Origin of the sequence: Shewanella sp. SM32 (assembly GCF_025654235.1) — a bacterium.
GTDB lineage: Bacteria > Pseudomonadota > Gammaproteobacteria > Enterobacterales > Shewanellaceae > Shewanella > Shewanella oncorhynchi.
On record NZ_JAKKRO010000163.1, the window covers coordinates 1 to 828 of the forward strand.

2 rRNA genes are annotated in these 828 nt (G+C 44.0%); both read left to right on the plus strand.

The annotated features are described in order from the left end of the window. Window positions 1-157, plus strand: a 23S ribosomal RNA gene (locus L5M10_RS23945); the annotation flags it as partial. A gap of 190 nt (window positions 158-347) precedes the next feature. Then, a 5S ribosomal RNA gene (rrf, locus tag L5M10_RS23950) occupies window positions 348-463 on the plus strand. The last annotated feature ends 365 nt before the right edge of the window (window positions 464-828 follow it).

Below are 828 nucleotides of genomic sequence, written 5' to 3' on the forward strand. Positions count from 1 at the left end.
AAAGCATCTAAGCGGGAAGCGAGCCCTAAGATGAGTCATCCCTAGGAATTTAATTCCTCTAAAGAGCCGTTCGAGACTAGGACGTTGATAGGCATGGTGTGTAAGCGTTGTGAGGCGTTGAGCTAACATGTACTAATGACTCGAGAGGCTTAACCATACAACCCAGATGGGTTTTACTGAAAATGTTCCAGACATTTTCTAGCACTTCCTCCTTCCATGGAGGTCGTACGAAAAGCCTTAGACAGAATATCGACACTTGATAAAGTGTGAACTCAAACAAAGCAAATCAGCTTTCCGAATTATTATTAACGTGAGCCAGAGATGGACACGGTAATAAACAGAATTTGCTTGGTGACAATAGCCTTGTGGAACCACCTGATCCCATCCCGAACTCAGAAGTGAAACGCAAACGTGCCGATGGTAGTGTGGGGTCTCCCCATGTGAGAGTAGGTCATCGCCAAGCATCCAAATAAACACCAAAGCCCTAGCCTAAACCGCTAGGGCTTTTGTGTTTATACGCTTCGCGAAAACTTATCTCGATGTCGGTCAATAAATGTTCCTCCAATATTGACACTTCCACCATATATGGACCCATCCGGTTTGCAAGACATTCGATATCAATTTTGAGAAGAGTTCATTGCACCCATATATTCGGCCTGTTATTGAGGTATGCCTCTGGCCCTGATGGATATCTGCTTCTACTGTCCTTATCATCCTTGCGGCTTCATTATGAGCCTATGGCGAGCTAAGGTTTTTAGTAGATCAGTCTGACTGTCTCATCATCAATTCAAGTGTCTTAGCAACTTGCTGGTTGGTTAATTATTAACG